The 15091-nt window shown below is 70.0% G+C and carries 14 protein-coding genes; 13 read left to right on the top strand and 1 reads right to left on the bottom strand.

From position 1 onward, the window contains the following. Positions 1-5: 5 nt before the first annotated feature. From M2351_RS23055 to M2351_RS23000, 12 genes are all read left to right on the top strand, one after another. Positions 6-554 carry a hypothetical protein gene (locus M2351_RS23055; RefSeq protein ID WP_264658392.1) on the top strand — a complete coding sequence of 183 codons (549 nt, stop codon included), beginning with the start codon at positions 6-8 and terminating at the stop codon, positions 552-554. Continuing rightward, on the top strand, positions 541-963 hold the full coding sequence (locus M2351_RS23050; protein WP_264658391.1) for a hypothetical protein: 423 nt from the start codon (positions 541-543) through the stop codon (positions 961-963). The genes M2351_RS23055 and M2351_RS23050 overlap by 14 nt, the downstream gene beginning before the upstream one ends. 12 nt (positions 964-975) lie before the next feature. Then, positions 976-1422 carry a hypothetical protein gene (locus tag M2351_RS23045; protein WP_264658390.1) on the top strand — a complete coding sequence of 149 codons (447 nt, stop codon included), beginning with the start codon at positions 976-978 and terminating at the stop codon, positions 1420-1422. 49 nt (positions 1423-1471) lie between these two features. Further along, positions 1472-2257, top strand: a complete 786-nt coding sequence (locus M2351_RS23040) for a glycoside hydrolase family 19 protein (protein ID WP_264658389.1) — start codon at positions 1472-1474, stop codon at positions 2255-2257. 155 nt (positions 2258-2412) lie between these two features. Further along, a complete protein-coding gene (locus M2351_RS23035) occupies positions 2413-2886 on the top strand; it encodes a hypothetical protein (protein ID WP_264658388.1) in 474 nt (157 codons plus the stop codon). 81 nt (positions 2887-2967) lie between these two features. Then, entirely contained in the window at positions 2968-4101 is a 1134-nt protein-coding gene (locus M2351_RS23030) for a hypothetical protein (protein WP_264658387.1), read from the top strand. Between the two features lie 78 nt (positions 4102-4179). Continuing rightward, complete coding sequence (locus M2351_RS23025) at positions 4180-5091, top strand: class I SAM-dependent methyltransferase (protein ID WP_264658386.1); 912 nt, start codon at positions 4180-4182, stop codon at positions 5089-5091. A gap of 4 nt (positions 5092-5095) precedes the next feature. Further along, positions 5096-6706: a transporter substrate-binding domain-containing protein gene (locus tag M2351_RS23020; protein WP_264658385.1), complete on the top strand. Its 1611-nt coding sequence runs from the start codon at positions 5096-5098 to the stop codon at positions 6704-6706. Next, positions 6693-7376, top strand: coding sequence for an ABC transporter permease subunit (locus M2351_RS23015; RefSeq protein WP_264658384.1), 684 nt, complete (start codon positions 6693-6695; stop codon positions 7374-7376). The genes M2351_RS23020 and M2351_RS23015 overlap by 14 nt, the downstream gene beginning before the upstream one ends. 13 nt (positions 7377-7389) lie before the next feature. Further along, complete coding sequence (locus M2351_RS23010) at positions 7390-10347, top strand: ABC transporter substrate-binding protein (protein WP_264658383.1); 2958 nt, start codon at positions 7390-7392, stop codon at positions 10345-10347. Positions 10348-10432: 85 nt separating this feature from the next. Then, a complete protein-coding gene (locus tag M2351_RS23005; protein WP_264658382.1) occupies positions 10433-12010 on the top strand; it encodes a DUF1800 domain-containing protein in 1578 nt (525 codons plus the stop codon). 13 nt (positions 12011-12023) lie between these two features. After that, entirely contained in the window at positions 12024-13268 is a 1245-nt protein-coding gene (locus tag M2351_RS23000; protein WP_264658381.1) for a DUF1501 domain-containing protein, read from the top strand. Positions 13269-13276: 8 nt separating this feature from the next. Here the strand turns inward: M2351_RS23000 and M2351_RS22995 are convergent, their stop codons facing one another. Next, the gene (locus M2351_RS22995; RefSeq protein WP_264658380.1) at positions 13277-14086 is read right to left on the bottom strand and encodes a regulator of G-protein signaling domain-containing protein; all 810 of its coding nucleotides are present in this window, start codon (positions 14084-14086) and stop codon (positions 13277-13279) included. Positions 14087-14366: 280 nt separating this feature from the next. Here M2351_RS22995 and M2351_RS22990 point away from each other — a divergent pair, with 280 nt between their 5' ends. Further along, positions 14367-15074, top strand: a complete 708-nt coding sequence (locus tag M2351_RS22990; RefSeq protein WP_264658379.1) for a glutathione S-transferase N-terminal domain-containing protein — start codon at positions 14367-14369, stop codon at positions 15072-15074. Positions 15075-15091: the final 17 nt, after the last annotated feature.

Genomic DNA, 15091 nt, shown 5'->3' with positions numbered 1-15091 from the left:
TCGGCATGGAGGAGCTTATCCACGTCCTGCGCGCGGCCGCCCAGTCCGTGCGCGCGGACATGGACCGCTGGGAGGCGGACCGCATCGACCGGCTGTCGAAGATGGACCCCGTCCTGGTGGACTGGAGCGGCGATCCCGAAGCCGGTCCCGGCGCCGGTGGCGAGGGCAGCCCCCGGATCGGGGCCGACTGGAACGTGAACATCGAGATCGCGCCGGAGGACGCCGGCGGGGCCGGCCGGCCGGCCCATGTGTCCGTGCCGATGCTCGCCCTGCTTCGCCCGATGGCGCTGCGGATGACGAAGCTGACGCTGGAACTGCCGGTGGTCGTGGAGGAGCACCCCTCCCCCGACGACCCGAACGACACCGTGCTCTCGCTGGGCGCGGCGGAGGGGGCGCCGGAAAACGCGAAGCTGTTCCGGCTCGCGCTGGAGCTGGCGGAGAACGGCACGGTGGACGTGTCGCTCGAAGGCCAGCTGCTCGACAGCTTCAAACCCGATGGCAAACCCGAGGATGGCAAACCCGATGCCGGGGAGGGCGGCCATGAGCAACAGTAACGGTTCCTTCCGCATCGCGCTGTCCAACGACCAGGCGACGTCCCTGCGCCGCGTCGTGGACACGGAGTCCATCGTCCCGCCGCCGAAGCGGGAGCCGGACCCGGCGCCGAAGCCCGACCCGGCTCCGCCGGAGGACACGGCGGCACCGGAACCCAGCGCGGAACACCGTGCGCAACCGCCCCAACCGCAGCCGCAACCGCTCCCGCCGGCGCGGCCCGACCCCGCCCGCCCCCGCCGCACCCCCGTTCCGCGGCGCCCCGCCGTGCGGGGCCGGCGGAAGAAGCGCTCCCCCATGACGCTGGTGGCGGTCCTGCTGGCGCTGGCGGCGGTGGCGTCCGTCGCGCTGCGCAACCTTCCCGACGACTGGCCGGAACAGCTTCCGGCCTTCATCCAAGACCTTCAACACTGAGGAGACATTTCCATGCGACGCACCCTGATCGCCGGCGCCGGCCTGATGCTGGCCCTGGCCGTGAGCACCGCCGTGCCCGGTATCGCCCAGGTCCCGACGACCAAGCCCATCGAGGGCGTCTGGAGCGGCGAAGTCGTGAAGGAGGGACGGCCCGTCCCCGTCCCGATGACGATGATCATCACCGACCAGCCGCGCGGCAGCCGCGCCGGCGACATCGTCTGGGGCGCGCCCTGGGTCTGCAAGTCGACGCTGCAGTTCTCCGGCGTGAACGACAAGACCTTTCTGCTGACCCTGGACAGCGGCAACGGCCCGCACTGCGACTCCCTGCGGAATGGCCATGCGCAGGTCACGCCCGACGGCTCGGACAAGGCGGACATCACCATCTTCGACGCGAAGAACAAGCTGGTCCACAAGACCCGTGTGGAGCGCACCGCGCGCGGCCAGGGCGCGGCCGGCTGATCCGCCGCCGGCGTGCCCGGCCAACAAGACCAACAGGAGGCTTCTCGCGATGTGCATCACGGGTTCCGTCGGCCAGAACGGCCGCAACGACAAGGGCGACGTCAAACGCATCCAGCTTCTGCTCAACATGAACGCGGCGGCCTGCGGGCTGGAAAAGCCGCTGGCGGCGGACGGGATGTGCGGCTCCGGCACCGTCGGCGTGCTGAACGCCTTCCAGCGCCACGCCGGGGTGATGTCGAACGGCCGCGCCGAGCCGGGCGACCAGACCATGAAGGCTTTCCAGGACCGGCTGCCGCGCGGCCTGACCAAGGAAAAGCTGTGGACCATCATGACCGGCGCGACCGAGGCGCACATCAAGCGCTACCACGAGCCGCTGCTGAACTGCCTGGAGCGCAACGGCATCGACACCCCGCTGCGCGTCGCCCATTTCCTGGCGCAGGTCGGGCATGAGTGCGGCGACTTCCGCTACCAGGAGGAGATCGCCGACGGCAGCGCCTACGAGGGCCGCAAGGACCTGGGCAACACCCAGCCGGGCGACGGCAAGCGCTTCAAGGGGCGCGGGCTGGTCCAGCTGACCGGCCGGTCCAACTACACCCGCTACGGCGAGGCCATCGGCCGCGACCTCGTGACGGGCGACAACCCGCGCCAGGTCGCCGACGACCCGGAACTCGCCATCGACGTGGCCTGCTGGTACTGGACCAGCCGCAAGCTGAACCAGTGGGCCGACGAGGACAACGTCCGCGAACTGACCCGCCGCATCAACGGCGGCTACAACGGCCTGGAAGACCGCGAAGCCCGCTTGGCCCGCGCGAAGTGGGTTCTGGCCATCGCGTGATGCCGGCCCGGTGCGACGCGCACCGGGTCATTCCTTCCCCACCCCCGCTCCCCGAGAGAGCGCACGCCCGCCCGGGCCCCGGCGACGCCGGAGTCCGGGAACGGGGAGGTGCGCCCCGACGGGAACGCCCGAAAGGACTGCCCGAAAGGACTGCCATGAAGATCGACCTCAACACCCTCGCCACCCGCCTCGACGAGTGGGCCCGCGCGCGGTACTTCGACGACATCAGCGCGCACGGCGCCGGCTGGTCGCGGTGGCTGCAGACGGACTTCGCCGCCTGGATGCGCGACCGCTTCCCGAAGGCGGACATCCAGCGCGACGTCCGTGTGCTGGCGGACGAGGGGCCCGGCATCGACCTGCTGCTGAACGCCCAGTCCCCCGCCGCCGAGCGGATCGCCGTCTTCGTCCTGTGCCAGACCTCGCAGGAATCCAACTTCCTGACCAAGGCCGACGAGGCGATGAACCGGCTGTCGAAGATCGCCGCCGTCGCGGAGCACCGCGGCTGTTCCGTCCACCTGCTGGCCGGGGTGATCACCGAGGTGCCGAGCGAGGGCCTGCGCCAGCGCGGCTTCACCGGCATCCACAACGGCAACGGCATGCACCTGTACATGAAGCAGGTGAACGCCTGATCCGCCGCGGGCCGGGCGTCCCTTCCCGGCCCGCGCGCGATCCCTTCCGGCGGTCCCACCGCCGGACAGCTAGGAACGGACATGGCCCGCGATTTCGGACGCTCCAACAATTCTTCGTTTGCCGAAGACGCCTCGGCGGACACGGTCGACCTGGCGCCGCCGATCATGCGGTCCCAGCTGCTGGACGAATGCGACGCGATGGTTCAGTACGCGCTCGGCTCCGGCATGATGCTGCCGACGGACATCCACGGCGGCCTCGCCCTTCTGGACAGCGTGCGCAGCGGGGCCATGGACACGCTGGCGTCCTCCGAGGTGGTGGAGCTGGCGGTGCTGCACGGCCAGCTGGCCCATCTGGTGGCGCCGGCCAAGCCGCACACGCTGTACCTGATGCAGACCGACCCGGCGCGCGATTCCTGGGTCTCCATCCTGGGGCCGTTGCCCAACATCCGCCGCCTGATGATGGGTGCGGTGGTGTTCGTGGCGATGTTCATCGGCACCAGCCTGTCCCCGAACCTGAACAAGGAGACCATCGCGGGCAGCATCTATTCCCTGAGCGGCACCGTGCTGATGGTCAACCTCGCCTTCATCATCGCGGCGGCCGGCATCGGGTCCTGCTTCCACGTGCTGTTCGCCGCCCACAAGTTCGTCAGCGAGGGCACCTACGAGCCGAAATACGAGTCCACCTACTGGATGCGCATCGCCATGGGCGTGATGTCGGGCCTGATCCTGGCGGAGATGGTCGGCATCGACTTCCAGGACGGCAAGACCATGGGCAAGCCGATCCTGGCGCTGCTCGGCGGCTTTTCCGCGACGCTGCTCCACCGGATTCTGAACCAGCTGGTCACCAAGGTGGAATCGATGTTCCCGACCGAAGGCGCGGAGCCGGCCAAGCCGTATGACGGCGGTTCGGGCGGCGGTTCGGGCGGCGCGTCCGGTGGTGGGAGCATCGGCGCCGACCGGCCCGCCGCGTTGCCGCTGCCGGCCGAGGTCCAGGCGCCCGCCGAATCCGCGCCGCCCGCGCTGCCCCCGCCCGCAGCAGCGCCGCCCCCACCGCCGCCCGCGCAGGACGAGCCGGACGAGCCGGCCCCGGCCCCCACGCCCGCTCCTTCGGCTGCGCCTGCTCCCGCACCTGCTCCCTCGGCCACCCCTGCACCCGCTCCGTCGCCGGCACCGGCCGAGACGAAAGAGCAAGGCGGGTCCTGGCTGCGGCCCTGATCGAACCCACGCCCGACACCATGGACGGCGCGCGCGGAACCCGCGCCAGACGCCGCCACCGACACACCGGAGAATTCCATGAAGCCCACCCAGCCCCCCGCTGCGCCCCCCACCCAGCCCGTCGACATCACCCGCAACTACGACGAATATTACAAGACAGGTCTGTATAAATACCGCTACCCCACGCCCAACGAGGAGGTCTTCGCCCTGGTCGCCCGCTCGGTCGAGGAGGTCGGCAACCGCGTCCTGGATTTCGGCTGCGGCGACGGGCGCTACGCGGCCCCCCTGCTGTACCACACCGACGCGCGGGTCATCGGCTACGACATCAGCCGCGTGGCGCTGGACGATCTGGGCGCGCGCTGCCGGGAGCACCTGGACAATGGCCGCCTCGTCCTGATCGACGGCGACCTGGAGGACTTCACCCGCGAGGCCGAGCCGCTGGCGCCCTTCGACCTGGCCCTGATGATGTTCGGCGTGCTGGGCCATGTGCCGACGCGCGCGGGCCGGCTGGAGACGCTGCGCCGGGTGGCGTCGATGCTGCGGCCGGGCGGCCGGCTGATCGCCTCCGTCCCCAACGCGCGGCGCCGCTTCCACGCGGAGCAGGCGGCCAGCCGGGAGCGGATCGACCGCGGCGAGCTGGAACCGGGCGACATCACCTACACCCGCCACGCGCCCATCGATTCCGGGGACCGGGAGATCACGCTCTACTACCACCTCTACACGCCGGAAAGCTTCGTCGGGGAGTTGGAGGAGGCCGGCTTTTCCGTGACGGCCCTGGAGGCGGAGAGCGTGCTGCCGGAAAGCGGGGTGGTGTCGTCCCTGCTGCTCCAGGGGCTCGACCGGCTGCTCGGCGCGATCCTGCCGGTGCGCTTCGCCTACGGCTTCCTGGCGATGGCCGAGCGCGACATGCCGGAGACGCCCGAACAGGCCCAACCTGATTCCGGCCGGACCACAACGACCCCCAGCCCCGTCCCGGCGGAGGCGGGCTGACCCCATGGGCTTACGATCGGTCGCGGCCCTGTTCCTGATCCTTCTGTGCGGCCTCTCCAGCGGGGAGGCCGCCGCCGACCGCCTGGACCTGATCCGCAAGCGCGGCACGCTGATGGTCGGCGTGAAGGGTGACTATCCGCCCTTCGGCATGCTCGACATCGACGGCGGGCTCGTCGGCTTTGAGCCGGACCTCGCCTGGGAGATCGCGAAGGCGTTGGACGTCCAGCTCCAGCTCGTCGGCGTCAACAGCGCCAACCGCCTGCAGAAGCTGGAAGAGGGAAGCGTCGATCTGATCATCGCCACGCTGGGCGACACGGCACAGCGGCGCCAACTGACCACCATCATCGAACCGGATTATTACGCCAGCGGCGTCAACCTGCTGATGCCGCTCGACACGCCGATGACGGACTGGGCCGACCTGCGCGGCCGGACGATCTGCGCCACCCAGGGAGCGCTGTTCAACCGCCCCATGGCGCAACGCTATCTGTTGGATCTCAAGGTTTTCAACGGCACGCGGGACGCCAAGCTGGCCCTGCGCGACCGGCGCTGCGTCGGCTGGCTGTACGACGACACGGCCATCGCCAGCGACCTGTTCAGCCCGGAATGGAAGGGCTACGGCATGCCCCTGGCCTCCAGCATGCCTTTGAATTGGGGCATGGCCATCGCGATGAGCGAACACGGCACGGCCTATGAGCGCACGCTGTCCGACATGGTGGCCGACTGGCACCGTTCCGGCCTGCTGATAGAGATCGAGCGCCGCTGGAACCTGAAGCCGTCCGCCTTCCTGTCCGGCGCACACGAGCTGTGGCAGCGCCGCGGGCCCAACGGCAAACTCCTCTGCACGCGCCAGCCCGACGGCGAATGGCCGGCGGAATGCCGCAACAAGGCGGTCCTGACCTCGACGGACGTCGGCGGCCTGCACCGTGCCGGCCTGCTGATGAAGGAGCTGACGGGCCTCAACGTCACGATCGTCTACGACGACTACGACCGCGGCCATTTCCTGCACGGCCTGCTGGTGACGCTGGAGCTGATCGCCCTGTGCCTGGCCGGCAGCCTGCTGGTCGGCGTCGCCGGCGCGATCACCGTCGAGGCCCGCATCCCGCTGCTCAGCCGCGCGGTGAAGGGGCTCGCCACCTTCGCCCGGATGACTCCACCGCTCCTCCAGGTCTATGTGGTGTTCTTCGGCATCGGCAGCGTGGTGGTCAGAACCTACGGCTGGACCTTCGACGGCGTCACGGTGACCGCGCTGTGCCTGTCGCTGTACGCCGGTGCGGCCAATCTCTTCGCCTTCTTGGAGGCCGCCGCCCATGTGAGGGAGCACGAGGCGGGCTTCCGCCTGCACCCGTCCTCGCTGCGGTCATCGTTGCCGGCGGCGCTGCGCGTCGCCTACGGGCCGTTGGTCGCCACGCTGGTCAACGTGGTCAAGGCCACCGGCATGGCCAGCGCCATCGGCGTGCCCGAGCTGATCTCGTCGTCCGCCGCCATCGTGGCCGACCAGGGCAATGCCGGCGTCATGATGAACGTCCTGATGGTGACCTACTTCCTGATCGTGCTGCTGGTCGTGCGCCTGTTCGGCATGCTGGAACGCAGGATGGTGCGCCATGGAACCGCTTGAGACCGCGCGAGCGCTGATCACCTGGACACCGTTCCTGGCCGGCGGGTTCGTCTGGAACATCGTGATCTCGCTGACCGCGATGGCGATCGGCAGCGTGCTGGGCACGGCGCTGGCGGTCATGCGCACGGCCGCGCGCCCGGGGCTGGTGCGGAGCAGCCTTGCCCTGACCGCCTTCACCCGCAACGTACCGACCTTCGTGGTGCTGTTCTACCTGGCCTTCGTCATTCCGGTGGAGTTTGAGATCGACGACACCGTCTATCGCTTCCCGGCATGGGTGAAGGCGTCCCTCGCCCTGGCCATCGCCGTGGTCGGCTTCGTATCGGACAACCTGTCCACCGCCATCGGCGAGTGGCGGAGCGGCAACCGGGGAACAGCGCTGCTCTTCATCCCCGGCTGGACCTCCTACTTCGTGGTCATCGTGATGGCGTCCTCCACCGCGTCGGTCATCGGCGTCGGCGAGATCGTGTCGCGCTGCAACACGGTGATCGGGGCGACCGGCCGTAGCGGCCTGATGCTGTGGATCTACCTGTACGCGATGACGTGGTTCTTCCTGTTCTGCTTCCCCCTGAACCTGCTGATGGCGCGCGCCCGGCGGCGGCTCCAGGCGCGGGTCGCTTCCCCGGCAACGGCCACGGACGGCGCGGTGGACAGGGCCACGGACACCGACTGATGGACCCGACGTCATGAAGATGAAGAAAAACGCACGGTCCCCGAACCGGGTGATGAACCCGACCACGCTGGTCATCGCCCTGCTGGTCGCGGCCCTGGGATGGAGCTGGTTCGGGGCGGACGCCATGCCCCCCGGCGTGGCGGGGCTGCTGGACGCGGTCGGGCTGGGCAACGGAAACGGCCGCAAGGCCATCACGCTGGCCGTGGCGACCGACCACCCCCAGCCCGGCGGCACCGGGGCCACCATGGTCAACGGGGTGCGGCTGCTGGTGGAGGACGTGAACCGGGCGGGCGGCATCGACGGCCGGCCCCTGCGGCTGGAGGTGTTCGACGACGGCGGCGAGGTGGAGACAAGCAAGGCCGCCGCCGCCAAGCTGGTGCGCGACAGCGACGCTGTCGCGGTGATCGGGCACCGGCTGAGCGCCGCGACCAAGGCGGCCGGCCCCGTCTACGCCACGCACGGCATCGCCGCGATCTCCCCCGCCTCGACCTCCACCGACGTGACGGAGGGGAACGAGTGGCTGTTCCGCACCGTCTTCAACAACGACTTCCTGGGCCGCTTCCTCACCCAGTACATCCACGCGGTGTTCAAGCCCGGCGAGCTGCTGATCGCCGCCGGCAGCCACAGCTACGCCCGCCAGCTGATCGCGCTGATCCAGTCGGAGGCCAAGGGGCTGAACATGGGCGTGGCCGAGCCGGAGGTCGTGGAGGCCGGCAACGGGCCGGAGACGCGCGCCGCCATCGGCCGCCTGATCGAGCGGCTGCGCCAGACGACGGGGCCACGGGTGCTGTTCATGGCGCTCTACCCGGAGGAGGCGGTGCCCGTCGTCCAGGCGGTGCGCGACGCCGGGCTGGAGGATGTGACGCTGATCGGGCCGGACTCACTGGACCGCATCGACTTCCCCCGCCTGTTCCAGTCCCTGCCCAACGAGCGCCGCACCCCCGGATTCTACTCCAACGGCATCACCATCGCGTCCTCGGTCGTCTACGACACGGCGGGGCGCGCCGCGGGCTTCTTCCGGGAGCAGTACGGGCGCCGCTTCGGCCAAGCGCCGGACTGGCGCGCCGCACTCGCCTACGACGCCGGCCGCGCGGTGGTGGAGGCGATCCGGCAGAGCGGCGGGGCGGCGAACGTTCCCCCCGCCACGCTGCGCCGCAACGTCCGCAACGGGCTGGACGGGATGAACAGCGTGGAGACGGCAGTGGAGGGCATCGCCGGCCCCGTCTTCTTCGACGACCACGGCAACGCCAGCCGCCCCGCGGCCATCGCCCGCTACCAGAACGGCGAGCTGGTCTCCGACTTCGCGCAGTTCCAGACCCTGCGCAAGCTGCCGCACGGCGCGCGGCTGCCGGACATGGTCAAGGCGGGCCAGGTCATCAACGTCGGCGACCGGCTGTTCGAACGGACCCAGGTGGCCTTTTCCGGGCTTCTGCTGCACGACGTCGCGAAGGTGGACCTTGGCGCCTTCACGGCGGATCTGACCGGCGAGGTCTGGTTCCGCTTCGCCCGCACCGATCGCGACCCGGCCCGGGATCCGGCGACCACGGAGCCGTCCGACATCGTCTTCCTGAACGCCGTCGGCCCCGTCACGCAGGAGGTCCGGGCCGAGGATAAGACCGAGTCCGGCATCGTCTACCGCCGCGTGCGCTTTTCCGGGACCTTCCGCATCGACTTCGTGCCGGGCATGCGCTCCTACCGCCACCCCACCATCGGCGTGGAGTTCCGCCACCGCACACAGCCGTCCAACCGCCTGCTCTACGTCGCCGACCTCCCCGGCATGGGCATGAGCGACGGCGCCGGCTACACGCAGTCGCTGCGCGCGCTTGCCCCGGCGCTGGAGGCGCAGGGCTGGCAGGTGCGGGAGGCAACCGTCTTCCAGGGCGTGGCGTCGGTTTCCACGCTGGGCGACCCGCGCCACATCAGCCAGGACAAGGGCGTGGCGCTCTACTCCACCTTCGCCGCGGTGGTCCGGCTGGACGAGATCGCCAGCCAGTCGCTGGTCAGCGTCCTGCCGGACAAGCACGGCCTGATCCTGGCCGGCGCGCTGGGGATGCTGCTGGTGGCCGGCGTCGCCAACCGGTCCGTCCGGGCCCCGCGCGCGCGGCTGCCGCTGCTGGCGGTGGAGGTGGCGACCGCCGCCGTCGCCCTGTCGGTCGCCCGCGCCTACAGCATCGAGAGCCTGCAGGAGCGCCTGCCCTTCGTCTATCTCGACAACATCGAGCGCGGGTTCCAGGCTGCCTGGTGGCTGCTGGGCGCCTATGGCCTGAACGTCGCCATCAAGCGCTTCCTGTGGGAACCGCTGGAGCGGCGGACGGAGCGGCGGGTGCCGGCGATCCTGCGCCATTCGGTGTCGTCGGTCATCCTGCTGCTGTGCCTGTTCGGGATCATAGCCTTCGTCTTCAACCAGCCGCTGACCAGCCTGCTGGCGACCTCGGGCCTGATCACCCTGATCATCGGCATGGCGATCCAGACGAACCTGTCCAACATCTTCGCCGGGATTGTGCTGAGCCTGGAGCGGCCCTTCTCGCTCGGCGACACGATCAAGTTCGGCGACCAGGATCCCGCCCGCGTCGCCGACATGTCCTGGCGCACCACGCGGCTGGAGGACGGGTTCGGCTATGTCCGCTGCATCCCCAACAGCAAGGTCGCGGAGACGGTGCTGGTGAACTACTCCCGCCGCTCCCCGCTGGGCGACGTGCAGCACGTGCTTCTGCCGCCCGACGTCGCGCCGGAGCGGGCGGTCGCCGTGCTGCGCGGCGCGCTGGCGCAGTGCCGCGCCATCCTCCAGGACCGCAGCGCAAATGTGGCCTTCATGGGCATCCACACGGTGGACCGCAACGCCGTGGGACGCTACGCGCTAACCTACACGCCCGTCCCCGGCGCCACCCGCTGGACCGCCGCCGAGGAAGTGTCGACCCGCGTCCAGGACCGCCTGTCGGCGGAAGGCCTGCCGCAGGTGGAGGGTCGGTGAGGGCCGAACCGGCCGTCATTTCGCCCTATCGTTCGGCCGGTTCCGCGCCCATAATCCGGCGAACCGCCCAACGGTCGCGCCGTCCATGACCTTGCCGCCGCCACCCCTGCCCGTCATCGCCCTGAACCGCCTGGCCTTCGGCCCGCGCCCCGGCGATGCGGAGGCGTTGCAGCGCGAGGGGCTGGCCCGCTGGCTCGACCGGCAGCTCGCCCCCGGCGAGCCGGACGATGCGGCGGTGGAGCGCCACCTTGCCGACGCGCGCCTGCGCATCCGCTACGCGGCCGCCGAAGGCTGGGCGGCGATGGACGAGGAGCGGACGCTCGCCAGCCTGGACAAGCCCATCGAGGCGCTGTGGCCGCTCGCCGACAACCGCAAGCCGATGCCCGGCGCGGAACGGCAGATGCCGCGGCTGGAGGTCGCCGCCGCCACGGTGATCCGCGCCGTGCACGGCCAAAGGCAGCTGCGCGAGGTGATGGCCGACTTCTGGCACAACCACTTCAACGTCAACGCCGCCGGCGACCAGACGGTGGCGGCGGCGCTGCCGGTCTACGACCGCGAGGTCATCCGCCGCCACGCGCTGGGCAATTTCCGGGAGTTCCTGGAGGCGGTGGCGACCAGCACCGCCATGCTGGCCTATCTGAACAACCGCTCCTCCCGCGCCGGCATCGCCAACGAGAACTACGCGCGCGAGCTGTTCGAGCTGCACGGGCTGGGGCGCGGCGCCTACCTGAACGCGCTGTACAACCGCTGGCGCGACGTGCCCGGCGCCGCGAAGGGGGAGCCCGCCGGCTACATCGACCAGGACGTGTACGAGGCGGCGCGCGCCTTCACCGGCTGGACCGTCGAGGACGGCGCCGGGCTGGGCGGGGACGTGCGACTGCCGGCGACCGGGCGCTTCACCTACGTCGAGGCTTGGCACGACAACTACCAGAAACGCGTCCTGGCGCGGGAGTTCGACCCTTTCCAGGCGCCCATGGCCGATGGGCGGCGCGTGCTGGACCTCGTGGCCGACCACCCGGCGACCGCCCGCAACCTCTGCGCCAAGCTGTGCCGCCGGCTGGTCTGCGACGAGCCGCCGGACGCCCTCGTCGTCCTGGCCGCGCGAGTGTGGACGGAGAACCGGCGCAAGCCCGACCAGATCGCCCGCGTGGTGCGCGCCATCGCCCTGTCCGCGGACTTCGCGCGCAGCTGGGGCGGCAAGGTCAAGCGCCCGCTGGAGCTGGTGGCCTCCTTCGCCCGCGCCACCGGCACCGACCTGACCGCCACCAATGGCCTGCTGGGGGAGCTGGACGGCAGCGGGCAGAAGCTGTTCGGCTGGCCGGCACCCAACGGGCATCCGGACATCATGGACGCGTGGCTGGGCGCCGCCGCCATGCGCCGGCGCTGGTCGCTGCTGCTCGGCCTTGCCGAGAACTGGTGGAAGACCGGCGCGCCAGACCCGGCCCGGCATTTTTCCGGCCCGGTCGCCGCCGGCCCGGCGGTGGACCACTGGCAGCGCGTCCTGTTCGGGCGGGATCCCGCGCCGGACGTCACCGCCGCCATCCTGGCCGGGATGAAGCTCGGTCCCGACGCCACGCTGGCGCCCGGCAGCCGCGACGGCGACGCCCGGCTGCGCCGCATCGCCGCCTTCGTGGCGATGGCCCCGCCCTTCCACCAGCGCTGACGGAGGCTCCAGAATGACGGTCACGCGCCGCGGTCTGATCCAGGGAACGCTCGCCGCCGGGCTGGCAACCATGCCCGGAGTGCGCAGCCTTGCCTTCGCCGCGGACGGGTCGCCGGACGTTTTGGTCGTGGTCTTCCTGCGCGGCGGGGCGGACGCGCTCAGCCTCGTGGCGCCGGCCGACGACCCCGATTATTTGGCCGCCCGCGCGCCGGAGCTGCGCGTGGCGACCGAGGGGCCGAAGGCCGGGCTGCGGCTGGCGCAGGAGATGGCCCCCGCCATCGATTTCCGCCTGCACCCGGAGGCGGCGCCCCTGGCGGAGTTGTACGCCGGCCGGCAGCTCGCCATCGTCCACGCGGTCGGCCTGTCCGACGGCACGCGCAGTCACTTCGTCGCGCAAGATCTGATGGAGCACGGCATCGGCCAGGAGGGCGAGCTGGCGCGCACCGGCACCGGCTGGGTCGCCCGCTGGCTGGACGGCGACGGCGCCCGGCCACCCGGTCCAGTGGCCGCGGTCGGCACGGTTGCGGCACCGCCGGCGACGCTGGCCAGATTCGGGGCGGCGGTCGCCGTGCCGGACCTGCGCGCCGGCCTCGCCCCGCCCGGCGGGCCGCAGGCGGCCGACGTGCTGGCCGCCCTGCACCATGGCGAGAGCCCCTACGAGCGGGCGGCGCGCGCCGCGCTCGGCGGGCTGTCGGCCATCGACGGCCACCTGTCCCGCGGCCCCGACGGCAAGGTCGAGTCCTACGGGGCGGAAGGCGGTGCCGTCTATGAGGAGACCGAGGCCGGGCGCGCCTTGCAGACCGTCGCGCGCATCCTGAAAATGGACGTCGGCCTGCGCGTCGCCTGCGTGGACGTCGGCGGCTGGGACACGCACGAGCACCAGCCCGGCCGCTTCGCGAACGCCGTTGGTCAGCTGTCCCGCGCGCTGGCGGCCTTCCACGCCGACACGGTCCGATACCACGGCCGCGTGACCCTGGCGGTGATGAGCGAGTTCGGCCGCCGCCTGCGCACCAACCGGAGCCAGGGCACCGATCACGGCCACGGCGGCGCCATGCTGGTGCTGGGCGGCCGGGTCGCCGGCGGGCGGATGTTCGGCCGCTGGCCGGGCCTCGCCAGCCACCAGCTCGACCGCGGGGTGGATCTGGCGGTCACCACCGACTACCGCGCGGTGCTGGCCGAACTGGTCGGCCCAGCCGCCGCGGCGCGCGCCTTTCCCGGCTTCCGCACGCCACCGCCGCTGGGGCTGCAGACCGGCTGACCCTGCGCTTACAGGTATTTCTTGAGTTCGCCGTCGTCGAGCGTCCTCATGCGCTTCAGCGTGTCGTTGATGTTTTCCTTCACCTGGGTCTTGATGCTCTTCATCGCGGCATCCCAGTTGTCGGCGTTGATTCCGGCGAGAAGCGCGTTCCGGCTCTTGTCGGTGATGTTCAGCATGTTGGGCGCGTTCAGGTCGACATACTTGTCGTAGAGCGCCTGCACGGCGCCCGCGGACTTCGCCTTCGTGGCCTCCCAATAGAACTCGATGTTCTCGGCGCTCAGTTCTTTCTTTGCGTATTTGTGGAGCGCGGTCAGCAGCTTCTTGTCGCGGAACACGTCATCGACGTGAAGCTCGCGGAACGGGTTGTCCCCTTTTCCCTGGTGGCTCTTCAGGAATTCGGCGAACAGCTTCCGGTCTTCCTTCTCACCTTCCGTAAAGGCCTTGTGGACGGAGTAGCTCACCTTCGGAAGCCCGTCGAGGTAGACGATTTCCTTCTTCAGCGTCTTGGCCGCGTCCTTGTCCGCCTTGATGGTCTTGACCACGATCCGGGAATGGTCCGTTACCATGTCGAGCATGGTGACGGATTTTTTGACCGTCTCCATCTGCTCGTCGTAACTCTTCACAAAATCGACGTCGTGCTTTCCGCCGCGCTTGTAGGCGTCGGTCATCAGTGCGCTCCATTTCAGGGAGCCGATCGTCTTTTCGAGCTTCTCGATCAACTTCAGCAGAGGGTCCGCCTTCTTCGCCTTGTCGATGTTACCGATCAGCTTTTCGGCGTAGCGGGCCGTCAGCTCGTCGGGAATATTCACGATTTTCATGGCGGAGATCTTCCCTCTGTCAACATTGGATTGACCGAGACAAGCATTCATGCCGCCGACATTCAAACGCCGACCACACCAGATTGGATGCGACCTCCGCCCACAACCGGCGATTTTGATCCATTCCCTGCCGCCCGACTGCGGGAAAGTGTGCCCAGGGCTTGGCTTTTGCGCGGCGCGACGACACTTCATGCCATCGACGCCGCAGGCACCGCCCGGCGTGACCGACTTTGTCCTGAGGAGCATGGGCCTGACGAGCACTGGCCCGAGGAGCATTAATATGACCGATCTCTCCGCCTTCCCCATCACGGCGCGCTGGCCGGCCAAGCATCCGGACCGGCTGCAGCTCTATTCGGCGCCGACCCCGAACGGGGTGAAGGTGTCCATCATGCTGGAGGAAATCGGGCTGCCGTACGAGCCGCACTTCGTCGCCATCATGAAGAATGAGACCTGGACGCCGGACTTCCTGTCGCTCAACCCGAACGGCAAGATCCCGGCGATCATCGACCCGGACGGGCCGGGCGGCAAGCCGCTGGCGCTGTTCGAATCCGGCGCCATCCTGCTGTATCTGGCCGAGAAGACCGGCAAGCTTCTGCCCGCCGACCCGGCCCGCCGGTACGAGACGATCCAGTGGGTGTTCTTCCAGATGGGCGCCGTCGGGCCGATGTTCGGCCAGCTGGGCTTCTTCCACAAGTTCGCCGGCCGGGAGATCGAGGACAAGCGCCCGCTGGAGCGCTACCGCGCGGAATCGCAGCGCCTGCTCGGCGTGCTGGAACAGCGGCTGGACGGGCGCGACTGGATCATGGGCGACGACTACAGCATCGCCGACATCTCGATGCTGGGCTGGGTGCGCAACCTCGTCGGCTTCTACGGGGCCGGCGAGCTGGTCGCCTTCGACAGCCTGAAACGTGTGCCGCAATGGCTGGAACGGGGGCTGGCGCGGCCGGCGGTGCAGCGCGGCCTGACCATCCCCGCGTCCGGGGCGTAAGCGTACGGGCCTTTCGG

This window comes from Azospirillum canadense (genome assembly GCF_025961225.1).
GTDB lineage: Bacteria > Pseudomonadota > Alphaproteobacteria > Azospirillales > Azospirillaceae > Azospirillum > Azospirillum canadense.
The sequence above is the reverse complement of the archived record's forward strand: the minus strand, read 5'-3'. Positions and strand labels throughout refer to the sequence as shown.